At 46.2% G+C, this 22,860-nt stretch carries 23 protein-coding genes; 8 read left to right on the top strand and 15 right to left on the bottom strand.

Annotation, left to right across the window (positions count from 1 at the left end):
• Positions 1-211 precede the first annotated feature (211 nt).
• Positions 212-388 (top strand): YjcZ family sporulation protein, encoded by a 177-nt coding sequence (locus VP472_RS07190; protein WP_032862645.1) that lies wholly within the window; start codon positions 212-214, stop codon positions 386-388.
• Between the two features lie 112 nt (positions 389-500).
• The gene (gene def, locus VP472_RS07185; protein WP_039063011.1) at positions 501-1,055 is read left to right on the top strand and encodes a peptide deformylase; all 555 of its coding nucleotides are present in this window, start codon (positions 501-503) and stop codon (positions 1,053-1,055) included.
• A gap of 37 nt (positions 1,056-1,092) precedes the next feature.
• Here def and VP472_RS07180 read toward each other — a convergent pair whose 3' ends face one another.
• On the bottom strand, positions 1,093-1,863 hold the full coding sequence (locus VP472_RS07180) for a Cof-type HAD-IIB family hydrolase (protein WP_146276685.1): 771 nt from the start codon (positions 1,861-1,863) through the stop codon (positions 1,093-1,095).
• Between the two features lie 354 nt (positions 1,864-2,217).
• Here VP472_RS07180 and VP472_RS07175 point away from each other — a divergent pair, with 354 nt between their 5' ends.
• Positions 2,218-2,427, top strand: coding sequence for a DNA-dependent RNA polymerase subunit epsilon (locus VP472_RS07175; RefSeq protein ID WP_003154548.1), 210 nt, complete (start codon positions 2,218-2,220; stop codon positions 2,425-2,427).
• Positions 2,428-2,432: 5 nt separating this feature from the next.
• Complete coding sequence (gene rnjA / locus VP472_RS07170) at positions 2,433-4,100, top strand: ribonuclease J1 (RefSeq protein ID WP_007409649.1); 1,668 nt, start codon at positions 2,433-2,435, stop codon at positions 4,098-4,100.
• A gap of 32 nt (positions 4,101-4,132) precedes the next feature.
• Here the strand turns inward: rnjA and ade are convergent, their stop codons facing one another.
• The 5 genes from ade to VP472_RS07145 all read right to left on the bottom strand — a co-directional run bounded on the left by ade (position 4,133) and on the right by VP472_RS07145 (position 9,311).
• Positions 4,133-5,866: an adenine deaminase gene (gene ade / locus VP472_RS07165; RefSeq protein ID WP_146276683.1), complete on the bottom strand. Its 1,734-nt coding sequence runs from the start codon at positions 5,864-5,866 to the stop codon at positions 4,133-4,135.
• Positions 5,867-6,014: 148 nt separating this feature from the next.
• Positions 6,015-6,680, bottom strand: coding sequence for a Ktr system potassium transporter KtrC (gene ktrC, locus VP472_RS07160; RefSeq protein ID WP_003154554.1), 666 nt, complete (start codon positions 6,678-6,680; stop codon positions 6,015-6,017).
• A gap of 40 nt (positions 6,681-6,720) precedes the next feature.
• A complete protein-coding gene (locus VP472_RS07155; RefSeq protein ID WP_077722153.1) occupies positions 6,721-7,548 on the bottom strand; it encodes a gamma-glutamylcyclotransferase family protein in 828 nt (275 codons plus the stop codon).
• Position 7,549: 1 nt separating this feature from the next.
• A complete protein-coding gene (locus VP472_RS07150; protein WP_014304932.1) occupies positions 7,550-8,854 on the bottom strand; it encodes an ATP-binding protein in 1,305 nt (434 codons plus the stop codon).
• 172 nt (positions 8,855-9,026) lie between these two features.
• The gene (locus VP472_RS07145) at positions 9,027-9,311 is read right to left on the bottom strand and encodes a transcriptional regulator AbhA (protein ID WP_024085249.1); all 285 of its coding nucleotides are present in this window, start codon (positions 9,309-9,311) and stop codon (positions 9,027-9,029) included.
• Positions 9,312-9,580: 269 nt separating this feature from the next.
• Here VP472_RS07145 and mreBH point away from each other — a divergent pair, with 269 nt between their 5' ends.
• From mreBH to VP472_RS07130, 3 genes are all read left to right on the top strand, one after another.
• The gene (gene mreBH, locus VP472_RS07140; protein WP_003154558.1) at positions 9,581-10,588 is read left to right on the top strand and encodes a cell shape-determining protein MreBH; all 1,008 of its coding nucleotides are present in this window, start codon (positions 9,581-9,583) and stop codon (positions 10,586-10,588) included.
• Between the two features lie 71 nt (positions 10,589-10,659).
• On the top strand, positions 10,660-10,794 hold the full coding sequence (locus VP472_RS07135; protein ID WP_003154559.1) for a protein YkpC: 135 nt from the start codon (positions 10,660-10,662) through the stop codon (positions 10,792-10,794).
• A 100-nt stretch (positions 10,795-10,894) separates the two neighbouring features.
• On the top strand, positions 10,895-12,127 hold the full coding sequence (locus VP472_RS07130) for an aminopeptidase (RefSeq protein WP_070081754.1): 1,233 nt from the start codon (positions 10,895-10,897) through the stop codon (positions 12,125-12,127).
• A gap of 29 nt (positions 12,128-12,156) precedes the next feature.
• On the opposite strand, the gene VP472_RS07125 is transcribed toward VP472_RS07130, so the two are convergent.
• Both VP472_RS07125 and VP472_RS07120 read right to left on the bottom strand, forming a co-directional pair.
• The gene (locus VP472_RS07125) at positions 12,157-13,065 is read right to left on the bottom strand and encodes a ketopantoate reductase family protein (protein WP_146276681.1); all 909 of its coding nucleotides are present in this window, start codon (positions 13,063-13,065) and stop codon (positions 12,157-12,159) included.
• Between the two features lie 112 nt (positions 13,066-13,177).
• A complete protein-coding gene (locus tag VP472_RS07120; protein WP_003154562.1) occupies positions 13,178-14,797 on the bottom strand; it encodes an ABC-F family ATP-binding cassette domain-containing protein in 1,620 nt (539 codons plus the stop codon).
• A 162-nt stretch (positions 14,798-14,959) separates the two neighbouring features.
• Between VP472_RS07120 and VP472_RS07115 the strand changes: the two genes are divergently transcribed.
• On the top strand, positions 14,960-15,229 hold the full coding sequence (locus VP472_RS07115) for a hypothetical protein (protein WP_021493749.1): 270 nt from the start codon (positions 14,960-14,962) through the stop codon (positions 15,227-15,229).
• A 37-nt stretch (positions 15,230-15,266) separates the two neighbouring features.
• Here VP472_RS07115 and sipT read toward each other — a convergent pair whose 3' ends face one another.
• From sipT to VP472_RS07080, 7 genes are all read right to left on the bottom strand, one after another.
• The gene (gene sipT / locus VP472_RS07110; protein WP_369719103.1) at positions 15,267-15,884 is read right to left on the bottom strand and encodes a signal peptidase I sipT; all 618 of its coding nucleotides are present in this window, start codon (positions 15,882-15,884) and stop codon (positions 15,267-15,269) included.
• A 94-nt stretch (positions 15,885-15,978) separates the two neighbouring features.
• Positions 15,979-17,880: a PTS fructose transporter subunit IIABC gene (locus tag VP472_RS07105; RefSeq protein ID WP_146276679.1), complete on the bottom strand. Its 1,902-nt coding sequence runs from the start codon at positions 17,878-17,880 to the stop codon at positions 15,979-15,981.
• Between the two features lie 14 nt (positions 17,881-17,894).
• The gene (gene pfkB, locus VP472_RS07100) at positions 17,895-18,806 is read right to left on the bottom strand and encodes a 1-phosphofructokinase (RefSeq protein WP_003154572.1); all 912 of its coding nucleotides are present in this window, start codon (positions 18,804-18,806) and stop codon (positions 17,895-17,897) included.
• The gene (locus VP472_RS07095) at positions 18,803-19,558 is read right to left on the bottom strand and encodes a DeoR/GlpR family DNA-binding transcription regulator (protein WP_014417627.1); all 756 of its coding nucleotides are present in this window, start codon (positions 19,556-19,558) and stop codon (positions 18,803-18,805) included. The genes pfkB and VP472_RS07095 overlap by 4 nt, the downstream gene beginning before the upstream one ends.
• A gap of 281 nt (positions 19,559-19,839) precedes the next feature.
• The gene (locus tag VP472_RS07090) at positions 19,840-21,033 is read right to left on the bottom strand and encodes an ABC transporter permease (protein WP_070081751.1); all 1,194 of its coding nucleotides are present in this window, start codon (positions 21,031-21,033) and stop codon (positions 19,840-19,842) included.
• Positions 21,030-21,722: an ABC transporter ATP-binding protein gene (locus tag VP472_RS07085; RefSeq protein WP_071391894.1), complete on the bottom strand. Its 693-nt coding sequence runs from the start codon at positions 21,720-21,722 to the stop codon at positions 21,030-21,032. Before VP472_RS07085 ends, VP472_RS07090 begins: the two co-directional genes overlap by 4 nt.
• Positions 21,723-22,859 carry an efflux RND transporter periplasmic adaptor subunit gene (locus VP472_RS07080; RefSeq protein ID WP_043867055.1) on the bottom strand — a complete coding sequence of 379 codons (1,137 nt, stop codon included), beginning with the start codon at positions 22,857-22,859 and terminating at the stop codon, positions 21,723-21,725. It lies immediately after the preceding gene.
• Between the last annotated feature and the right edge of the window lies 1 nt (position 22,860).

Below are 22,860 nucleotides of genomic sequence, written 5' to 3'. Positions count from 1 at the left end.
CTATAGAAGCCCGAACGCTTTTTGACAATAGCTGAGCTGTAATTGGCATGACCGGGTAAAAAGACGCTTACGGTGATGTCAAAGAATACTTGCGTAAAAAATTGAGAAAACAGGGCGGATGACCATACATCTTTTTGGCTTTTACATAGTTTATAGTAGACGCCGGCCCTGCTGACAAAGGGTCAGCGTAATTAAAAGAGGAGGTTTTTTTATGTACGGATATGGATTTGGCGGCGGATTTGGCGGCGGTTGCTGCGGCGGCGGATACGGTTATGGCGGTTACGGTTATGGCTGCGGCGGCGGATATGGCCGCACATTCGCATTAATCGTCGTATTGTTTATCTTATTAATCATCGTCGGTGCCGCTTATTTAGGCTGCGGCTGCTGACCTTATACACCATGAAAATCGGCCGGCCTGCTATGGCCGGCCAATTGTTTCGTTGCGCCGCGATAAAGAAATTCGCTATAATTTACATATTAAGCTTTAGGAGTGAAGTTTCTTGATTACTATGGAAAATATTGTACGCGACGGACATCCCGCGCTCAGAGAGATCGCTGAAGAGGTTCAGCTTCCCGCTTCTGACGAAGAAAAACAGCATCTTGCTGATATGATTGAGTTTGTGAAAAACAGCCAAAATCCTGAATTAGCCGAGAAATACAAGCTTCGTCCGGGCGTCGGTCTTGCCGCTCCGCAAACAGACGTAAAAAAACGGATGATCGCCGTCCATGCAGAAGATGCGAAAGGCACTTTATACAGCTATGCTCTTTTTAACCCTAAAATCGTCAGCCACTCAGTGGAAAAAAGCTACTTGACGAGCGGAGAAGGCTGCCTGTCGGTAGACGAACCCATTCCCGGCTATGTGCCGCGCTACGCCCGCATCCGCGTGAAGGCAGTGACGCTTGAAGGAGAACAGATTGACATCCGCCTCAAAGGTTTTCCGGCCATCGTGTTTCAGCACGAAATCGATCATCTGAACGGCGTGATGTTTTACGACCATATCGATAAAGAAGATCCGTTCAAAGAACCTGAAAACGCCATTGCCATTGACCGTTAAAAAAAACCGGCACTTCCCAAAGTGCCGGTTTTCTTTATTACAAAAGGCCCAGTTCTTTGACGGCCCAGCTGATTCCCTCTTCATCCACCGGCTTTGTGACGAAATCGGCGGCAGCTTTTAATTCCGGAACCGCATTTCCCATCGCCACCCCGGTGCCGACAAAACGGATCATCTCAAGGTCATTTAGTCCGTCGCCGAATGCATAAGTGTCACTTACGCCGTACGGAAGCCGCTCAAGCACTCTTTTAATGCCTTCCGCTTTTGAACCGCCTTTCGGAAGCACATCCGTGGACAATTCATGCCAGCGGACGTAATCAAACTCCGGAAAAGCGGCATATGCTTTTTCTTCATGTCCGCGGCAGAATAAAAGCAGCTGATAAATTTCTTTTCCTTTATAAAATGTTTCATCAACTTCGGGATAAGGCGCTTTCAGACTGCCGATACCTTCCGAGACGTGCGGATGTCCGGGGACGGTCGTTTTCATCGTGTCTTCCGCCATAAATACGACGGGATGCTCCCCTTCTGCCGCCTGCTTTAATAAACGCGCAACCGCATCTTCAGGAAGAGGATTTTTATAAATGACCTCACCTTCAAATACGACATACTGGCCGTTGTATGAAATAAATGATTCAATCTCAAGCTCTTCCAGAATCGGTTTTACCATAAACGGGGACCTTCCGCTGGCGATAAAAACGTGATGCCCAGCCTCTTTAAGCGCCGTCACGGCGTTTCTTGCGCTATCGGGAATATGTTTATCATGGTCATAGATCGTGCCGTCAATATCAAAAAAGATCAGTTTTGGATTCATGTCAATTTCTCCTTTTTCCCGTTTATCAGTCGTGTCTTTTTCAATATCATCATACAGAAAGTTTTTCTTCCGGAAAACCGCCTTGATCAAATTCCAGTTTTACCCACGAAAACAAATTCATTTTTTCCGCATACTACTGCTATAAAGGGCTTTAAAGGAGGTATACAATGCTGCGCCGATTACGGAAGAAACTCAGAAGACAGTGGGGCGGAATGCTCCGGAAAAAAGTCATCGCGTAGAAGGGATCTTTCGGTTTTTGAAAGTCCCTTTTTTGCTCGAGACTTTCCTTATAATCCGTTTTCGAATATAATAGAATGAGCGAGTCTAACATACGGCATTTAAGGAGAGATTTGGATGATTTATAAGGTATTTTATCAAGAGAAGGCTGACGAAGTACCTGTTCGGGAAAAAACAGATTCACTTTACATTGAGGGCGTTTCAGAACGGGACGTCAGAACGAAACTGAAAGATCAGAAATACAACATTGAATTTGTTCAGCCTGTGGACGGTGCTTTTTTAGAATATGAGAAGCAGAGCGAAAATTTTAAAGTATTGGAGTTATGAGCGGAATGAAATTTGTAAAAAATGACCAGACTGCCGTTTTCGCCCTCGGCGGATTGGGCGAGATCGGGAAAAATACGTACGGGGTGCAGTTTCAGGATGAAATTGTACTGATTGATGCGGGAATCAAGTTCCCGGAAGATGAACTTCTCGGCATTGATTACGTAATCCCCGATTACACGTATTTAGTAAAAAATGAAGATAAAATTAAAGGTCTGTTTATCACCCATGGTCATGAAGACCATATCGGCGGTATTCCGTACCTGCTCAGACAAGTAAATATTCCCGTTTACGGCGGTAAACTCGCGATCGGCTTACTTCGGAATAAACTTGAAGAGCACGGGCTGTTAAGACAGACCAAATTAAACATCATCGGTGAAGACGACATCGTGAAGTTCCGCAAGACGTCTGTATCCTTCTTCAGAACGACACACAGCATTCCGGATTCATACGGAATCGTCGTCAAAACACCGCCGGGCAATATCGTACATACCGGGGACTTTAAGTTCGATTTCACACCGGTAGGCGAACCGGCCAACTTGACAAAGATGGCTGAAATCGGGAAAGAAGGCGTTTTGTGCCTGCTTTCTGACAGTACAAACAGTGAGGTTCCTGATTTCACCATGTCAGAACGCCGCGTAGGCGAAAGCATTCACGATATTTTCCGAAAAGTGGACGGCAGAATTATATTTGCGACATTCGCTTCGAATATACACCGTCTTCAGCAGGTGATTGAAGCAGCCGTTTTAAACGGCAGAAAAGTTGCCGTATTCGGACGCAGTATGGAATCGGCTATTGAAATCGGACAAAATCTCGGTTACATTACCTGTCCTAAAAATACGTTTATTGAGCATAACGAAATCAATCGTTTGCCTGCCAATAAGGTAACGATTTTATGTACGGGGAGCCAAGGTGAACCGATGGCGGCGTTATCACGCATCGCTAACGGGACGCACCGGCAGATTTCCATTAATCCCGGAGATACAGTCGTCTTTTCTTCCTCTCCGATACCCGGAAACACAATCAGCGTAAGCCGCACCATCAACCAGCTGTACCGTGCGGGCGCAGAAGTCATTCACGGTTCATTGAATGACATTCATACATCCGGACACGGCGGACAGGAAGAGCAGAAATTAATGCTCCGCCTGATCAAACCGAAGTTCTTTATGCCGATTCACGGTGAGTACAGAATGCAGAAAATGCACGTCAAACTCGCGACTGATTGCGGCATACCTGAAGAAAACTGCTTTATCATGGATAATGGCGAAGTGCTGGCCCTCAAAGGCGAAGAAGCCGCTGTGGCAGGCAAAATTCCGTCCGGCTCCGTTTACATTGACGGAAGCGGAATCGGTGATATCGGCAATATCGTGCTCCGCGACCGCCGCATTCTTTCAGAAGAAGGCCTTGTTATCGTTGTTGTCAGCATCAATATGGACGACTTTAAGGTTTCGGCGGGACCTGATTTAATCTCAAGAGGTTTTGTATACATGAGAGAATCCGGTGATTTGATCAATGACGCGCAGCAGCTCATTTCGAACCATCTGGAGAAAGTAATGGATCGGAAAACAACGCAGTGGTCCGAAATTAAAAACGAAATTACCGATACGCTTGCTCCGTTCCTATACGAAAAAACAAAACGCCGCCCGATGATCCTTCCGATCATTATGGAGGTCTAAAAAAAACTGCACTCATTACGAGTGCAGTTTTTTTATTGCAGCGGAATATGCTGAAAGGCTTTGACATCAAACAGACCGGCCGCCGTCATTTTAATATCCGGAATCACCGGAAGGGCTAAAAACGATAAGGTGAGAAACGGATTGAAATCACCGGTGAATCCGAGCAGAGGAAGCTTTTCATGAAGCACGCCCAAGCTGTCATTGACCCATTCCGCCGACTTATCAGACAAAAGCCCGGCGATCGGAAGCGGAACGGAGTGAAGCAATTCTCCGTTTTTCACGGCTGTTAATCCGCCCCCGGTGTCACGGAGCCTGTTGATTGCTTTTGCCAAATCGGCATCGTTTGTACCGACGGCGATGATATTATGGGAATCGTGAGAAATGGTTGTGGCGATGGCGCCTTCTTTTAACCCGAACCCATGTACAATCCCGAGTCCTATCATTTTTTCGCCGCTGTGCCGCTCTGCGACGGCGATTTTTAATAAATCATTATCTGTATCAGAACGAAACGCGTCAGCAGACGGTGCAGGCACTTCTTTTTTTCTCGTCTCCAAATGATTCGGTATCATTTCGATTACTTTCATTTTCCTGCCCTCTTGAATCGGTATATGAAAATCAGATTCAGTCAGCGGCGATTTCAGCCGCACTGTATCCAACAGTGCCTGGTCCGGCGAATAGGAACCGGCAGACTGTTCATCAACCGTTCGCCCGTTCTCGGCAACGGTCCGGCCGGCGACCATGGTCTTCGTGACGGCAGCCTCCCGTACATCTGAAATGAACAGCAGATCTGCGTCAAAACCCGGCGCTACCGCCCCTTTTGTTTCAAGGCCGTAGCACTCAGCCGCATTTAAGCTGGCGAGCTGATACGCAAGGAATGGATCAAGTCCCGCCTTTATCGCCATTTTGACTTGGTGGTTCACACTTCCTTCTGAAAGCAGATCATCTACATGCTTATCATCCGTACAAAAGAAAAAGCGGCGCGCGTTTTTTTCATTCACCGCCGGCAGCACATTGAGCGTATTTTTGGCCACCGATCCTTCGCGCAGCATGACGTACATTCCCCGTCTGATTCTGTCCAGCGCTTCTTCTTTTGTCGTCACTTCATGATCATTTGACACCATTGCGGTTCTGTATATATTGATGATATCTGAAGACAGTCCGGCTAAATGCCCGTCGATCCGTTTTCCGTGACGCTTGGCATCAAGCAGTTTCTGAAGCATATCCTCTTCACCTTCCGCAACAGACACATAATCCATTACTTCCGCAAGCCCGAGCACCTCTTTCTCCTGATAAAAAGGCTTTAAATCCTCGGCTTTTAATACAGCTCCTGAGCGTTCAAAACTAGCGGCGGGAACACAGGAAGGAAGCATGAAACGGATGTTCAGCGGCGCCTTTTTCGCCTGCTCTATCATAAATGAAATGCCTTTTGCTCCGGAAACATTCGCAATTTCGTGAGGATCAGTAATGACAGTCGTCACTCCGTGAGGGAGGACGGCTTTAGCAAATTCAATCGGAGTAACCATAGAGGACTCGATATGAACATGTCCGTCAATAAAGCCCGGAACGATCATTTGGCCTTCTGCATCAATGACTTCTTCCCCTTCATATTCGCCCAGCCCGACGATCACTCCGTCCGTAATGGCGATATCTGCAGAGATCCATTCCTGGTTAAATACATCCATGATTTTTCCGTTTTTAATGACGGTATCGGCTTTTTGTCTGCCGGCTGATGCATTCAGCCGTTCAGCCAGTGTTTCTTTGTTCAAAATGAGGCCTCCTCTTTTTCTTTATATGGTACAATATGCTATCGGATCGCCTGATCATAGTCAATAAAAATTGCAGAATATACCGCTTACATGATAAATGTCTTTCTATTCTGACATAATAAAAGACCGTCCTTTTACGGACGGCTTTTCACTTTGTATGAAGCACTCTTTTTTCAAATCGGGAAATGTCCGTAAGAGAGCCGATAACGATGAGAATATCTTCTTTTTGAATCATTTCAGTCGCCAGCGGAGATACGATCACTTCTTTTTCTCTCTTGATCGCCACGATATTAATGCCGTACTTCGCCCGGATGTCCAGATCAAGCAGTGTGTTGCCCGCAAGCCTGCTGTTGGCCACGATCTCCACAATGCTGTGTTCGTCGGACAGCTCCAAATAATCAAGCACATTATTTGATACGATGTTGTGGGCGATGCGTTTTGCCATGTCACGTTCAGGGTGGACGATGTGATCGGCCCCGATTTTCGCAAGCACTTTCTCATGATAATCGTTCTGCGCTTTAACCGTGATCGTGTTCACGCCGAGTTCCTTTAAGATCAGCGTCGTTAAAATGCTCGCCTGTATATTTTCGCCGATTGCCACAATGACGTGGTCAAAGTTGCGCAGCCCTAAGTTTTTCAGCACCGATTCATCGGTTGAATCGCCGATGACCGCGTGTGATGCGATTTTGGCGTATTCATTTACTTTATCTTCATCAATATCCATCGCCATGACCTCAAGGCCTTCTTCACTTAATGCTTTGCAGATACTTCCGCCGAAGCGTCCGAGACCGATAACGGCAAACTCTTTTCTCATAACAGTACTCCTTTAAACAATATCTCTAATAGGAATAGTATCACATTTTCGGCAATGAATTCATATAGCGTTTGAGCTTTTCTGAAAAGGCGGGTGATAAATACAGGTCCGCTCCGCGTTCGATTTCTTCCTGATAGTGACCCGGAGGCGCAATTTCCTCAGCTTTATCAAGAACCAGGAACGTCAGGACGCCTCTGTATACACGGCCGCCGGCACACACTTCTATGAACGCGGGACGGTATGTGTGGTTATCAACACCTTCTCTTTTGTACAGATAGGTTGCCGCTTCAAACGGGAGCTTGTACAGCACGCCTTCAGTTCGTCCCCCGTCTTCAACAAGATCGGCTCTGGAACCGTCAGGACGCCTTAACGTGAATCTCGTCGAATATCCTTCAACAACCGCCCCTCCGACCGGCTCGGCAAAGAAGTGGTCGACCCCCGCCTGTTTAAACCGGGCATTGTCCATACAGGAGCCGTAAGCGAAATAATAAACCGGACTGTCATCCTCCCGTTTCATAAAACGGTATTCTTTCCAGTCTCCGCTTTTGATACGGCTGAATGAGGCACACTGGTCGGGCTTTACGACATATGCGAAGGCGGTTTTATTCCCGGCATCCGTCGTCACGGCAACCTCTTTCCGGTCAAAATCAGCATAATACATATCCAGCTTACGGATCATCTGATGATCTGTTTCATACAATTCCCCGTACACAAAAGCTGTTTCTGCTAAAGACGCCGCAGGCTGACCTTTATCCGTTTCGTACAGCACACCGTTTATCGCGGCCTGCTCGCACACACACGGAGCGCCTTTCAGCAGTTCATGGTTTTCTTCACGCTTCCGTAACAAACCGTATACAAAAAGAAGCAAGTTATTTTTCCTCCTTTTGGACAGCAGCCGCTTCTAACGGCAGAATCACCTGAAACGTACTGCCTTCTCCATTTTTGCTCTTAATGTTAAGTTTACCATTATGCTCCTTCAGAATTCGTAAACAAATCGGAAGCCCGAGACCCGTTCCCTGATCTTTTGTTGAGAAAAACGGTTTGCCGATGTTTTCAAGCTTTTCTTTCGACATGCCGTTTCCTTCATCCTGTATGCTGATCACCGCGTATTCTTCATCCCGTTCTGTATAAATATGAATATTCCCGCCGTCAGGCATCGCTTCAATCGCATTTTTAATAATATTGATAAATACCTGTTTCAGCTGGTTTTCGTCACCGTTGACCATACAGGACTCAGTCTGCCTGAAATCCTTCTCAATCACAGTGTTCGACAGCACCGCGTTCGTGTCAAGAAGCGTCGCCACCTGCCTTAAAATATGGTTGAGATGATGAGCGGTAAACGTCACGGTCTGCGGCTTGGCGAGCAGAAGCAGCTCCCCCAGCACGAGATCAATCCTTTTAATCTCCGAAAAAATAATATCGAAATAATCCGTTCTTTCCGGATACTGGGCTTTCATCAGCTGGAGAAAGCCGCTGACTGACGTTAAAGGATTTCTTACTTCATGGGCGATTCCTGCCGCAAGCTCTCCGGCAATGGCCAGCTTTTGAGATTGCATGGCAAGGCGTTCGTTCGTTTCCAGAAGCTCGTCGACCGCTTTTTTCCGTTCACTGATATCAGACATCGTCCCCAGGCTCCCGACAAATTTCTGTCTGCGGTCATAATACAGCTTATAATGGACTTCCCCCCAAAAAATCGTGCCGTCTCTTTTAATATATTTGGCCGTAAACATTCCTGACGGGGACTGCTGCTTGATTTGGGAGATAATATAATCAATGATATGTTTTTCTTTTATAAAATAATCATTATACATCGTGCCCATACATTCGCTGATGGAGTGGCCCGTAATCGTCGTCCAGGCCTGATTCAAATATGTAATATTCCCTTGTGAATCCGTCTGAAAAACGATTTCCTGCAAATTGTCCATGATCCGGTTTTTCTCATCTGAAAGCGCCTTTGCTTTCTGCTCGCTGTCCTTCAGCTCCGCCAGCAGCTGCTTTTTATTGTCCACATAATAAGCCAGCAGCCAGACGCTGATTAATGTGACGGCGGTAAAGGTGATGTCAACGGGCCAGTTAATCGGATTCCGTTCAATCATATAAAATAAATAATCCCAAAACATAATAAAAATCATTGCCAAGATTAAGGAAATGATACGCGCTTGATATTTTCCCATAGTCCCACCTGCCGCTAGCATTTCTACATATATTGTAACATTGTTGACTGCATTATTGACTAAAAAATGATAACTATTCCCAATTAATTGAGCAGGTTCGCTTACTTTTCCCGTGAGTTTTTGCACAAGTTCATAATAAAAGGACGGAATAATGCCCCGCCCTTTTTGCTGATTATGATCTATCTTTTAACGCTTCCTCGATTTCCTCAAGCAGCATTTTCGCTCCTTCAGGACTTAAAATAATTTTGCCGTTGCCGTACTCCTGATTTTCGGAGGTAATTTCCCCGGTCATTAAGCAAATGCCGTGCGGCTTGTATTTTTTTAAGACAATTTTGTCTCCGTCAACGAAAAATTCAATACTATCTTTAATAGCGATATCCAATGCTCTTCTCAATTCAATCGGCATGACAATACGCCCGAGTTCGTCTACTTTTCTTACTACACCAATTGATTTCATAGAAATCCCCTACTTCCTTTAATGTCTCTTCTTTATGTCCAAGGAAAATCCTTCATAAACGTAGACGAAAGGAACGGAGCAAAAGTTTCTCAGCATCCGGAAATGAATGTTTTTTACAGAAAAAAAGCCTTTTGAAATACGGGATACAGACTTTCCCTCCTTTTTTACAAAAACATTTCATTCCCGGCGGAAACCCCCAAAAATCGTGGTTTTTCTCAGAAACTTTAAATGTAGAATCAATTAAATCAGGATAGGGATTGGGTGAAAACATGTTTCAATCAACTGAGATCGGAATCGACTTAGGAACCGCTAATATACTTGTTTACAGTAAAAATAAAGGTATTATTTTAAACGAGCCTTCCGTTGTCGCTGTAGATACAACAACGAAAGCGGTGCTTGCCATCGGAACGGATGCCAAAAGCATGATCGGAAAGACGCCGGGGAAAATCGTCGCCGTACGGCCGATGAAAGACGGTGTCATTGCTGATTATGATATGACAACTGACTTATTAAAACACATTATGAAAAAAGCCGGAAAAAAAATCGGAATGACCTTCCGCAAACCGAATGTCGTCGTCTGCACGCCTTCAGGCTCAACAGCCGTTGAACGCCGCGCCATCAGTGACGCTGTCAAAAACTGCGGAGCGAAAAACGTTCACTTGATTGAAGAACCCGTAGCCGCTGCAATCGGGGCCGACCTCCCTGTTGACGAGCCGGTCGCAAACGTCGTCGTAGATATCGGCGGCGGTACGACTGAAGTCGCCATCATCTCATTCGGTGGAGTCGTATCCTGCCATTCGATCAGAATCGGCGGCGACCAGCTTGATGAAGATATCGCCTCGTTCGTCAGAAAAAAATACAACCTGCTGATCGGGGAACGCACGGCAGAACAAGTGAAAATGGAAATCGGATTTGCATTGATCGAACATGTGCCGGAAACGATGGAAATCCGCGGGCGTGACCTTGTAACCGGTCTGCCGAAGACAATCAGACTGCAGTCTAATGAAATTCAGCACGCGATGCGTGAGTCGCTCCTGCATATTCTTGAAGCGATCAGAGCGACGCTTGAAGATTGTCCGCCGGAGCTCAGCGGTGATATCGTTGACCGCGGCGTCGTGTTAACCGGCGGAGGCTCCCTTTTAAACGGGATGAAAGAATGGCTGACAGATGAAATCGTCGTTCCCGTTCATTTGGCGGCAAATCCGCTTGAATCAGTGGCTATCGGCACTGGGCGTTCATTAGACGTCATCGACAAGCTGCAAAAAGCGATTAAATAATAAGATTGTGCTTCTTTTTTCTCCGGCCGGCTCATATTGTGAGAACTGGAGAAACATTAAGGAGGAAGCATATGCTTAGAGATGTGGGAAGACGCGTAGCAGTAGCCGTCATTTTAAGCGGAATTATTTTGGGGGGTATGAGCATTTCACTGGCCAATATGCCCCATTCTCCGGCCGGCGGCGCCGTAAAACTGAATCACCCGTAAAGACGCAGCAAAAGCTGTGTCTTTTTCGTTTGTGCTCCTTTCTTTCCTTTATGAGGCGTTATTTGATATGATGAGAAAAACCGATGAGGAGGAATGAACGATGAGTTCGTTTACTGAAAAGTTAAATACATATGCTCAGCTGGCGGTAGAAGTCGGCGTCAATGTCCAAAGAGGACAGCATGTCGTAATCAATGCCTCAACTGATGTCCGGGAACTTGTCAGACTGCTTGCCAAACATTCTTATGAAAAAGGCGCAAAAAACGTCACCGTAAATTGGCAGGACGATGAACTGTCCAGATTAAAATACGAGATGGCACCTTTTGAAGCGTTTGAAGAGTATCCTGAATGGGAAGCAAAAGGAAAAGAAGAGCTCGCGAAAAAAGGGGCTGCGTTTATTTCTGTCGTCTCATCCGACCCCGACCTGTTAAAAGGCACTGACGGCAAACGGATTGCAGCGTTCCAAAAAGCCGCCGGAAAAGCATTGCATACATACAGACAATATATTCAATCAGATAAGGTCAGCTGGACGGTGATCGGAGCTGCTTCAACAGGCTGGGCGAAAAAAGTGTTCCCGGATCAGCCGGAAGAAACAGCCGTTCAGCTTTTATGGGAAGAAATTTTCAAAACGACCCGCGTAAATGAAGAAAACCCTGTGGAAGCATGGAAAAAACATGATCAAAATCTTCATGAAAAAGTGGAACACCTGAACAAAAAACATTACAGCGCCCTGCATTATCAGGCTGAAGGAACAGACTTAACCATTGAACTGCCGAAAAAACATGTATGGGCAGGCGCGGGAAGCGTGAATGAAAGCGGTCACGAATTCATGGCCAACATGCCGACAGAAGAGGTTTTCACCCTTCCGCAGCGTGACGGGGTGAACGGCACGGTTTCCAGCACGAAACCGCTGAGCTACGGCGGCAACATTATTGATAACTTCACTCTTACCTTTGAAAACGGCCGCATTGTCGATGTGAAAGCTGAAAAAGGCGAGGAGATTTTAAAAGGCATCGTCGAAACCGATGAAGGCTCACACTATCTCGGTGAAGTGGCCTTAGTGCCTTACGATTCACCGATTTCACAATCAAATATTTTATTTTACAACACACTGTACGATGAAAACGCCTCTAACCACTTGGCGATCGGCAGTGCGTATGCCTTTAATATTGAGGGCGGCAAACAAATGACACGGGAAGAGCTTGTTAAAGAGGGCTTAAATGAAAGCATTACACACGTAGATTTTATGGTCGGTTCCAAAGACATGAATATCGACGGTATTACCGCGGACGGGAAAAGAGAACCGATCTTCAGAAACGGAAACTGGGCATTTTAATAAAAAAAGGAGGCGATCAGGCCTCCTTTTTATTTCGCTTCATACATTTGCAAGTTGGCGCAGACGGTTTCCAAAACAGGTGTATCAATTGACAAGCCTTTCGCTTTCTCAAGCAAAAAGCCGTGTAAATGATCACCTTCCGTCACCCTGCCCTTTTCCATATCTCTCAGCATCGACGATTTCATATGGTAAGACATGCTTGTCAATGTGCGATAACTCTCTTCTTCCAGACCAGGATCTTTCGGGATGCCGGCAGCCTTGAAAATGGCTCCGATTTCAGCAAAGAGGCGCTTTGCCGTGCTGCGGCCGCCTTCTGTTTCTAAAATCGGTCCGACCGGCTGTTGAAACAGAGTGGTCACGCCCGCCTGCGCGGCAATAAACATATATTTTTTCCAAATGTCCTTTTCAATCTCCCGACTGATGATGACATCCGCTTTCACACCCGCAAACGCTTTTTCCAGCTCATTTATACGTTCCGTGCGTTCCCCGCTCCATTCACCGAAAATGAAGCGGTGGGCAGCGCTCGTATGAAGAATGTCCCCTTTGTCGTTAAGGGCGCTCTCAATAAAGCAGAGGCCGCCCAGCACCTGCCGTTTTGAAAAAGCTTCAAACAGCTGGTTATAGTGCCTGTATCCGTTTAAAAAAGGAATAATGACCGACGAAGGTTTGACAAACGGTTTGACATCCCCAATGACGTCCTGCAAAGAATACGCTTTTGATGCGATGATAACGGCGTCAAACTCTCCATCTTCGCCCGCCATGATTATTTTCGGCTTGATTGAAACATCACCATTTGCACTTTTGACGGTCAATCCCGTCTCTTTTAATTGTTCCGCCCGCTTCTGACGGACGAGAAACGTAACGTCATTTCCCTTTTCTGCAAGTCGCGCGCCGATATATCCGCCCACTCCCCCAGCTCCGACAACTAAAAACTTCATGATGCATTCCTCCGTCTCTTTTCAATTTATGTATTCCTTTATTGTAACGGGAAGTCAGAAGATTGAAAACTTTTTTCATAAATAAAAAAGCAGAGTCTCCCCTGCTTCTTTATTACGCGTATAGCTCTTCAAGCTTTTTCTGCACATCCGCGTTTTCAAGAAATTCGTCATAAGACATTTGTTTGTCAACAATGCCTTTAGGCGTTAATTCAATGATGCGGTTGGCAATTGTCTGTACAAATTGATGGTCATGAGATGAAAACAGCATAGCGCCTTTAAAGCTGATTAAGCCGTTGTTAAGCGCCGTAATGGATTCCAAATCTAAGTGGTTTGTCGGTTCATCCAGAATTAAGATATTCGCGCCGGAAAGCATCGCTTTTGAAAGCATGCAGCGTACTTTTTCTCCTCCGGAAAGGACGTTTGATTTTTTGTTGACTTCTTCTCCTGAGAACAGCATGCGTCCTAAGAAACCGCGCAGAAAGCTTTCGCTTTGGTCATGCGGCGAGTATTGGCGGAGCCAGTCGACAAGGTTCGCATCGCTGCCGTCAAAATACTCGCTGTTGTCTTTAGGGAAGTACGCCTGAGATGTAGTCACGCCCCATTTAAATGTGCCGCTGTCTGCTTCCATTTCCCCGGAAATGATTTTAAACAATGTCGTAACGGCAAGTTCGTTGCGGCCCGTAAATGCAATTTTGTCTTCTCTGTTCATAATAAAGCTGACGTTATCAAGCACCTTAACCCCGTCAATCGTTTTTGTTAAGCCTTCAACCCGCAGCACGTCATTTCCGATCTCGCGTTCCGGCGTGAAATTGACATAAGGATAACGGCGTGATGACGGTTTAATATCATCAAGCGTGATTTTATCAAGGAGTTTCTTTCTTGATGTCGCCTGCTTTGATTTAGAGGCGTTGGCGCTGAATCTGGCCACGAACTCCTGAAGCTGTTTAATCTGCTCTTCTTTTTTCTTGTTGGCTTCCTGAGAAAGCTTTAAAGCAAGCTGGCTTGATTCATACCAGAAATCATAGTTGCCGACGTACACTTGAATTTTATTAAAATCAAGATCGGCGATGTGCGTGCACACTTTATTTAAAAAGTGACGGTCATGGGATACGACGATGACTGTGTTCTCAAAGTTGATTAAAAACTCTTCCAGCCACTGAATCGCTTTCAGATCCAAGTGGTTGGTCGGTTCATCAAGCAGCAGAACGTCCGGCTTGCCGAACAGCGCCTGGGCCAAAAGCACTTTCACCTTTTCTGAACCGCCTAAGTCGGCCATTTTCTTCGTATGCAGGTCTTCAGAGATGCCCAGCCCCTTTAACAAAATAGCGGCTTCACTTTCAGCTTCCCATCCGTTTAATTCCGCAAACTCTCCTTCAAGTTCAGCGGCACGGATGCCGTCTTCATCTGAAAAATCAGGCTTCATATAAATCGCGTCTTTTTCCTGCATGACTTCGTATAAACGTTTATGTCCCATAATGACGACTTTCAGCACTTCACAGTCTTCATATTCAAAGTGGTTCTGCTTCAGAATGGCAAGACGTTCGCCCGGACTCATATGGACATCGCCGGTCTGCGGCTCCAGCTCACCGGATAAAATTTTCAAAAATGTTGATTTTCCGGCACCGTTTGCGCCTATTAATCCGTAGCAGTTGCCCGGCGTAAATTTAATATTGACATCTTCAAATAACTTGCGATCCGCAAAACGCAAGCTCACATTATTTACAGCAATCATTTAGAATCCTCCATCGTGTCTATCATCATTAAAAGTATACCATGAATAAAGGGGAAGAGAAATGTTTCCCTGCGAATATACGGGTTTGAAAAGATGCAGACGTCAAACCCGGAGCGCTGTGATACAATAGATATATATACATATTCATCACGGAGGAACAAGTTGAAGCTTTTAACACTCACAGAATACTGTCTTATGATTTTCTTCACCGGGGTTTTTCTGGCCGTCACAGGCTTTACGGCACGTGACATCGGCTTGTACGTCGGAATCGCCCTCATTTATACGTTTTCGCATCTCTTTTCAAAACGGATGCTTGAAAAACGCGGCAAAGAGAAGAAGCAGGTGAATCTTTTTTTCAGCGTTCTGGCCATTGTCGGATCAGTGCTGGCCACGGTATTGTTCATCGCCGTCGCGGCCTCGTTTGCCAAATAAAAAACGCCTGCTGTCCGAATCGGGCAGCGCGGCGTTTTTATTTTGTCTGACGCATATCATGAAACGGGAAGAACACAAACTTCGAGGTGCCGACGATCCGGTTTTCGGCTATTAAGCCGAGGCCGTTCCGGCTGTCCATTGAATTCAGCCGATTGTCGCCCATGACGAAGTATTTGCCTTTCGGAACCTTTACGGGGCCGAAATCTCCCGTCAGGTTGACTCCCAGTTTTTTCGCTTCTTTTTTATTGCTCGCGAGGTACGGTTCTGCGATTTTTTTGCCGTTTATATAAAGCGTGTCATTTTTCATTTCCACCGTTTCTCCAGGTTTTCCGATGAGCCGCTTTACATAATGGACTTTCGACGTATCGCCGTTAATAATGACGATGTCCCCCCGCTCGATTTCTCCGATATAATTGACGCTTTTGTTGACAAACAGTCTTTCACCGTCATGTAATGTCGGGTACATTGATGATCCTTCCACTAAATACGGTTCAAACAGGAAATGGCGGATTAACAGCGCAAGTGCAACCGCTATAATGATGGCCTTTCCCCATTCCCAATATGTGTTGGATTTTCTTTTTACCGATTTTTCAGAAGTAGGTTTTTGTTCTTCAGTCAACGTGGTTCCTCCTAGACGATCACTGTTTCGGTTCATGTACCATCTTTACTTTATCACAACTCATCACAAAATACATAACGCTTCTATGCGCATATGATTGAAAAAAGCGCCCGTAAAGGACGCTTTTCGCTTATTTCTCTACTACCGGTTTTTTGATGATTCCCAAGATAACCGCCGTTACAATCGCTCCGATCACGATGCTCATTAAGTAAAGCAGCGGATGGTTCGTAATGAATGCAACGAATATTCCTCCGTGCGGTGCAGGAAGCGTTACCCGGAAAAACTCTGTCAGTCCGCCCGCTACCGCAGAACCGACAACCGCTGCAGGGATGACGCGAAGCGGATCAGCCGCTGCAAACGGAATGGCGCCTTCTGTAACGAAAGCTGCTCCCATGAAGTAGCACGTAATACCGGCTTCACGGTCACGTTTAGAGAATTTGTGTTTAAAGAATGTTGTCGCCAGTGCGATTCCAAGCGGCGGAGCCATTCCGCCCGCCATGATGGCCGCATGCGGCGCATAGTTTCCGGCATCGATCATCGCGATACCGAAAGTGAACGCCGCTTTATTGAGCGGGCCGCCCATGTCGATAGCCATCATACCGCCTAAAATAATACCCATTAAGACAAGGTTTCCAGTTCCAAGGCTTTCAAGCCAATTTGTTAAGAAATTCATAAACGCTGCTACAGGTGTGTTAATGACAAACTGCATCAGGACACCGGTGATAAAAATACCGAGCAGCGGATAAATCAATACAGGTTTTAATCCGTCAAGAGTCTGAGGAATAAAAACAAACAGCTTTTTCAAAAGGACTACGACATAACCGGCTAAGAATCCGGCAATCAGTCCGCCCAAGAATCCGGCATTCGCCTGCGTAGCCATAAATCCGCCGACCATACCCGGCGCAAATCCCGGACGGTCCGCAATACTCATTGCGATGAATCCGGCAAGAACTGCAACAATCAGCTTTAACGCATTACCGTCACCGATAAAGTTCAGTGCTGCAGCAAACGTGTTGTATGTCGGGTCTTTCGGATCAGCTGAATGAATTCCCCAGAAGAATGAAATCGCAACGAGAATTCCGCCGCCGACGACAAATGGCAGCATGTTGCTGACACCGCTCATTAAGTGTTTATAGAAAGTACTTCCGATGCTTGTGCCTGATTTCTGTTTCGGACCGTCTTCATTTGAAGCGGAAGATCCTCCGCCGCTGCCCTCGTAAATCGGCGCATCTTGGTTAACGGCTTTTTCAATCAGTTCCTGTGGACGTCTGATACCGGCCGTTACAGGCACTTGAAGAACATGTTTGCCTTTAAAGCGCTCCATTTCAACCTGTTTATCAGCCGCTACGATAATCGCAGGCGCGTCTTCAATTTCTTGAGCCGTCAGCTTATGTTTAATACCGCTTGAGCCGTTTGTCTCGACTTTAATGTCAACGCCGAGCTCTTTCGCTTTTTCTTTCAGTGCGTCAGCTGCCATGAACGTATGGGCGATACCTGTCGGGCATGCCGTAACAGCAAGGATTTTGCCTTTTCCTGACGGCGCTGCCTGTTCTTCCTGCTCTTCTTCCTCATCGTCATCTTTGTCATGCTGATTGATGATGTCAATGATCGCATCTTCTGATTCAGCTTCAAGAAGCTGTTTGCGGATTTCCTCACGCATAAGAAGCGTTGAAAGTCTTGATAATGCTTCAAGATGCGTATTGTTTGCTCCTTCGGTTGCCGCAATCATAAAGACCAAGTGTGCCGGCTGACCGTCTAATGATTCATAATCCACACCTTCTTTTGAACGTCCGAATGCGATGGCCGGGTTAATGACGCTCGCCGTCTTCGCGTGAGGAATGGCAATGCCTTCGCCGATTCCCGTCGAGCTTTGGCTTTCACGATTTAAAATGGCTGCTTTGTAAGCCTCTCTGTCATTTAATCTGCCGGCTTTGTCAAGCACTGTCACCATTTCATCGATAACGTTTTCTTTCTCTTTGCTTTCTATATTGAGATGAATTGTATCTCTTGTTAACAGCTCAGTTATCTTCACTTTTCTTTCCTCCTCTATAGACGTGTGACTTTAACTTCAGGAAGAAGCTGCTGTACAAACTCTTCAGTTCCGAGTTCTTCAGAAAATGCCGTCGCGCTTCCGGAAGCAACTCCTAAACGGAACGCATCTTCCAAAGGCAGCTGTTTTGAAATTCCCGCAAGGAATCCCGCGACGACGGAATCACCCGCCCCTACCGAATTGACAAGCTTTCCTTTAGGAACATTGGCGAGGAAAACCGCCTCTTTCGTAAATAAAAGCGCACCGTCGCCAGCCATCGAAACAATCGCGTGTTCAGCGCCTTGTTCAATTAATTTTTTACCGTAAGGAACGGCAGCTTCGGCTGAATCAATGACCGTATTGAACATTTCCCCAAGCTCATGATGATTCGGCTTCATCAAAAACGGTTTCATTTCAGTCGCTTTCATCAGCGCTTCACCGGAGATGTCCACCACTACCCGGGCATTCTGCTTTCTGCATGCCTCAGCAATTTTTTCATACGTGTTATGCGGCAGGGAAGAAGGGATGCTTCCCGCTAAAACGACGATGTCTCCCTCTTCCAGAGCGGAGAACTGTTCTAAAAAGGCATTGAACACTTCGTCTGAAATCGTCGGGCCCTGTCCGTTAATTTCCGTTTCATCGCCCGTTTTCAGTTTTACATTTATACGCGTGTCTTCATCCACCTCAGAAAAAGCCGTTTCCAGACCTTCCTGCTGCAAAAATGACGTGATATAATTTCCGGTAAATCCGCCGACAAACCCCAATGCTTTTGACGGCACATGGTGTCTTTTCAGTAATCTCGAAACGTTGATGCCTTTTCCGCCGGGATACTTCGTGTCATAGCTGGAACGGTTTAAACCGCCTACGGCAAAATCTTCAACGTGAACGATATAGTCAACAGACGGATTGAGGGTTACAGTGTAAATCATGGTTTCACTACCTTTACGACAGTTTTTTCTTGGTAATTATCGAATGCAAGTTCTTCAGCTTCAGTGGTAATGATAGCTGCATCGCCCAAGGCGGCGAACGCTGCGAAAGAAATCTCGCCGAATTTAGAAGGATCGGCTAAAACATACGCATTTTTCGCCTGTCTCACAGCCTTTGTCTTCAGAAGAGCCTCATCCGGATCGGGTGTTGTAAAGCCGGCTTCAATGTGCACGCCGTTCACCCCGAGAAAGCTTTTGTCAAAACGGTACTGGCTGACCGCCGTTAATGAGGCGCCGCCGATCATCGCACCTGTTCTATGCTTCACATATCCTCCGAGAAGATAAAAAGGAATCCCTTTCCTTATTAAAGCGTCGATATGCATAACCCCGTTTGTGACAACCACAATGTCCTTTGTATGATCTATAAAATCAATCATGTGCAATGTAGTTGTTCCCGCATCAAGGTAAATACAGTCACCTTCTTCTAATAAAGATGCCGCTTCTTCAGCGATCTTCAGTTTATCCTGAAGGTTTTTGGAGGATTTTTCAAGCATATCGGGTTCTTGCCTGCTGTTGGAAAGTTTAGACGCCCCGCCGTGAACGCGCTTTAAAAACCCGCGCTCTTCAAGTGTTGATAAATCTCTTCTGATCGTTGATTCAGAAGCGTTTGTCATGCTTATCAGCTCTTGAATCTTCACCACATCTCGCTTTTCAATCTGATCCATAATCAGCTGATACCTTTCAGGAGTGAGCATATTCCGCCTCCTTTGAAAACGTATTCATTTCGGCTGCAAGATAATTGTAAACGCTTTTTTTACTTCAAGCAACTAAAATCACTCAAATTCATTCAATAACTATCAAAATCTTTCACATTTGTTCATATTAACGTATGTACATAGGGTTTGTAAACTGTAAATTCGACAAAAAGGGGGACAATTGTATGACATTTTCTTTTTATCATAAATGAAAAAAGTCTATTATATTCATTCAATCATTAAAACACAAAAAACCCCATGCAGACTGCATGGGGCGCCGGTTATTCATACCGTAACGCTTCAATCGGATCTAAGCGTGATGCTTTGTTGGCGGGCAGCATGCCGAAAATGACACCGATCAGCATACTGAACAGCACGCCGATACAAACCACCTGCCAGGAAACGAGCGACGGCCAGCCTGCGATAAGGGAAACGAGTGTTGCTCCCCCGTAGCCGAGACCGATTCCGATTAAGCCGCCGATTAAAGTAAGCACAACAGATTCAATTAAGAATTGTGTCAGAATCTGTCCTCTCGTGGCACCGAGCGATTTGCGGATGCCGATTTCTCTTGTCCGTTCCGTCACTGATACGAGCATAATATTCATGACCCCGATCCCGCCGACAACGAGAGAAATACCGGCGATCGAACCGATGATCGTCGTCATAACGGTTGTGACCTGACCGATTCCCGCCGCGATTTCTTCCATATTCATGACTTGATAGGCCTCTTTTGTACCGTGATTGTCATTTAAGAGACGGGCCGCTTCTTTTCCTGTTGTTTTGATTTGATCAGCGGACTCCGTCTGAACGGAAACGTTGCTGTAGTCGTTAATACCGAAAGACGTTTTCAGCATGTTGAACGGCACATACATTTCACTGAGTCCTAACGATAAAAAGCCGCTCTCTTCTTTCAGTACGCCGATTACTTCTACGGGCTGTCCGCCGGCCCAGACGATTTTTCCGAGCGGAGACGTTTTCCCGAACAGCTTTTCAGCCATTTTTTTCGAGATGATTCCCGCTCTTTTCCCGGAAAGAAAATCATTGTCCGTAAATGTCCGTCCATCTTGAACGTCCAGCTTTTTTACGTCCAAGTAGCCGCTGTTAATGCCGTTCAGCGTAATATCCGTGTCTTCTTCATGGTAACGGGCCGTCATGGATTTTACCGCGGAAGCGACAACCTGCTTTACGCCGTCCACTCCTTTTAATCCATTAATATCTTCTTCTGTAAAACTCGCTTGCTGTAAGGCGTTCGGATTGGCTGTTAATTCTTCATCACTCGGCAGGTAAAACAATTCAATCGTATTGCCCGGCCCGCTGATGGATTGCTTCAGCATTTGCTCTCCGCCCTGGCCGACAGCCACAACAACGATTACTGAACCGACGCCGATAATGATTCCGAGCATTGTCAGAATCGATCTCAGCTTGTGAGCTCTTACGGAACTGAGGGCCATCCGGAGATTTTCTGACAGGCTCATTCCCCCACTCTCCTCTGCTCAGAATCGCGGGAAACGATCATTCCGTCACGGACGAAAATCACTCTGTTTGTACAGTCCGCCACTTCAGGCTCATGAGTGACAAGCACCACGGTCACGCCCTCTGCATTAAGCTCTGTGAACTGCTCCATAATGGAAATGCTTGTTTTCGTATCCAGCGCGCCGGTCGGTTCATCAGCTAAAATGAGCTTCGGTTCGTTCACGATGGCTCTTGCAATCGCGACACGCTGCTTCTGGCCGCCGGACAGCTCATTCGGCATGTGACGCATCCGATCCGCCAAACCGACTTTTTCCAGCGCGTGCTCAGCCCGTTCCTCACGCTCTTTTTTGCCGATACCGGCATAGATCATGGGGAGTTCGACATTTTTTCTTGCATTCAATCGCGGCAGCAGCTGAAACTGCTGAAAGACAAATCCGATTGATTTGTTCCGGACCGCCGCAAGCTCTTTTTCGGTGCATGAAGAAACATCTTCGCCCGCAAGACTGTAACTGCCGGACGTCGGTCTGTCCAGACAGCCGATGATATTCATAATCGTAGATTTTCCCGATCCCGACGGTCCCATAATTGACACATATTCTCCTTCTTCAATCGTCAGGTCGATTGAACGGAGAACATCAAACGTCTCCTTGCCGATCTGATAGCTTTTTTTCACCTTTGAAAGCTGAATCATCTATGCTTTCACATCCGTTCCGTCAGTCAAACCGTCAGCCGGATTCAGAATGACTTTATCATCCTTTGAAAGCCCCTCTTTTATCTCCGTAAGCTGATTTGCGGTATCGCCGACTTTAACTTTCACGCGTTTGGCCTTCCCGTCTTTTACCGTAAAGACCCAGTGCTCATCTCCGTCTTTTTTGACTGCGGAGGACGGCAGCGTGTCAGCTTTCCGTTTGTCGGTTTCAATGTTCATAATTAATTTAAATCCCGGCTTGCCTTCCGGAAGGTTTCCGATCAGCTTAACCTGAAACGGATACTGGACGGCTTGTTCCGTGCTTTCCCCCGAAGCAGCGCTTGACTTTTGATCCGGAACGAGGCCGACAGCCGCCACTCTTCCTTTCCACGTTTTGCCGGGGATGGCGTCTGAGGTGATTGTAACGCTTTGGCCCTTTTTCACTTTCAGCGTGTCGTATTCGGACAAATTGCCGGCAACGACCAGGTGTTCCGGGTCTCCTATATGTATAACCGGTTCTTGAATATCCGATTTTTTAGAAGCCGCTTCTTGATTTACCGAGATAACCGTCCCGTCCATCTCACTCTTAACATTGAGATTCGACACTTGATTTTCAAGAGACTGCTTTTGCAAATCAGATTGCTTTAATTCGATTTCCGCCGTTTTTTGCTGAAGCTGCAGATCAGTCCGTTCGGATTCAATTTGTTTTTTGGCTTCCGCTTCTCCCACTTGTTTTGCCAGATCTTGTTCCTTGCTGTTTAATGCTCTGAGTTTTTCTTCAACTTGTTCGATTTGCATCCGTTTTGATTGTTCTGTCAACTCATTTTGTTCTTTATCAAGGTTGAGCTGCTCATTTGTATAAGTGACTAACGACGACCCTTTTTTTACTTTGTCGCCTTCTTTTACTTTCACTTTATCAAGAGTTCCTTTATCTGCTTCATAAAAAACATACTGTTCTTTAGAGAATTTAAGTGTTCCCGGAACCATAACCGTAGATGAGATTTCTCTGTTTTCCATGGTTCCGGTTTCGATTTTTTTTCCGGCGCTGCCGCCCGCGGGAGCGGCAGACTTATAAATATTGATACCGATGAATACTGCAACAATTACGGCGATGCCGATTCCGATCCAAATTTTTTTCATG

The sequence above is a fragment of the Bacillus sp. MT(2024) genome, from assembly GCF_036362845.1.
Taxonomy (GTDB): Bacteria; Bacillota; Bacilli; order Bacillales; family Bacillaceae; genus Bacillus; species Bacillus velezensis.
This window is presented reverse-complemented; position numbering and strand designations above follow the sequence as displayed.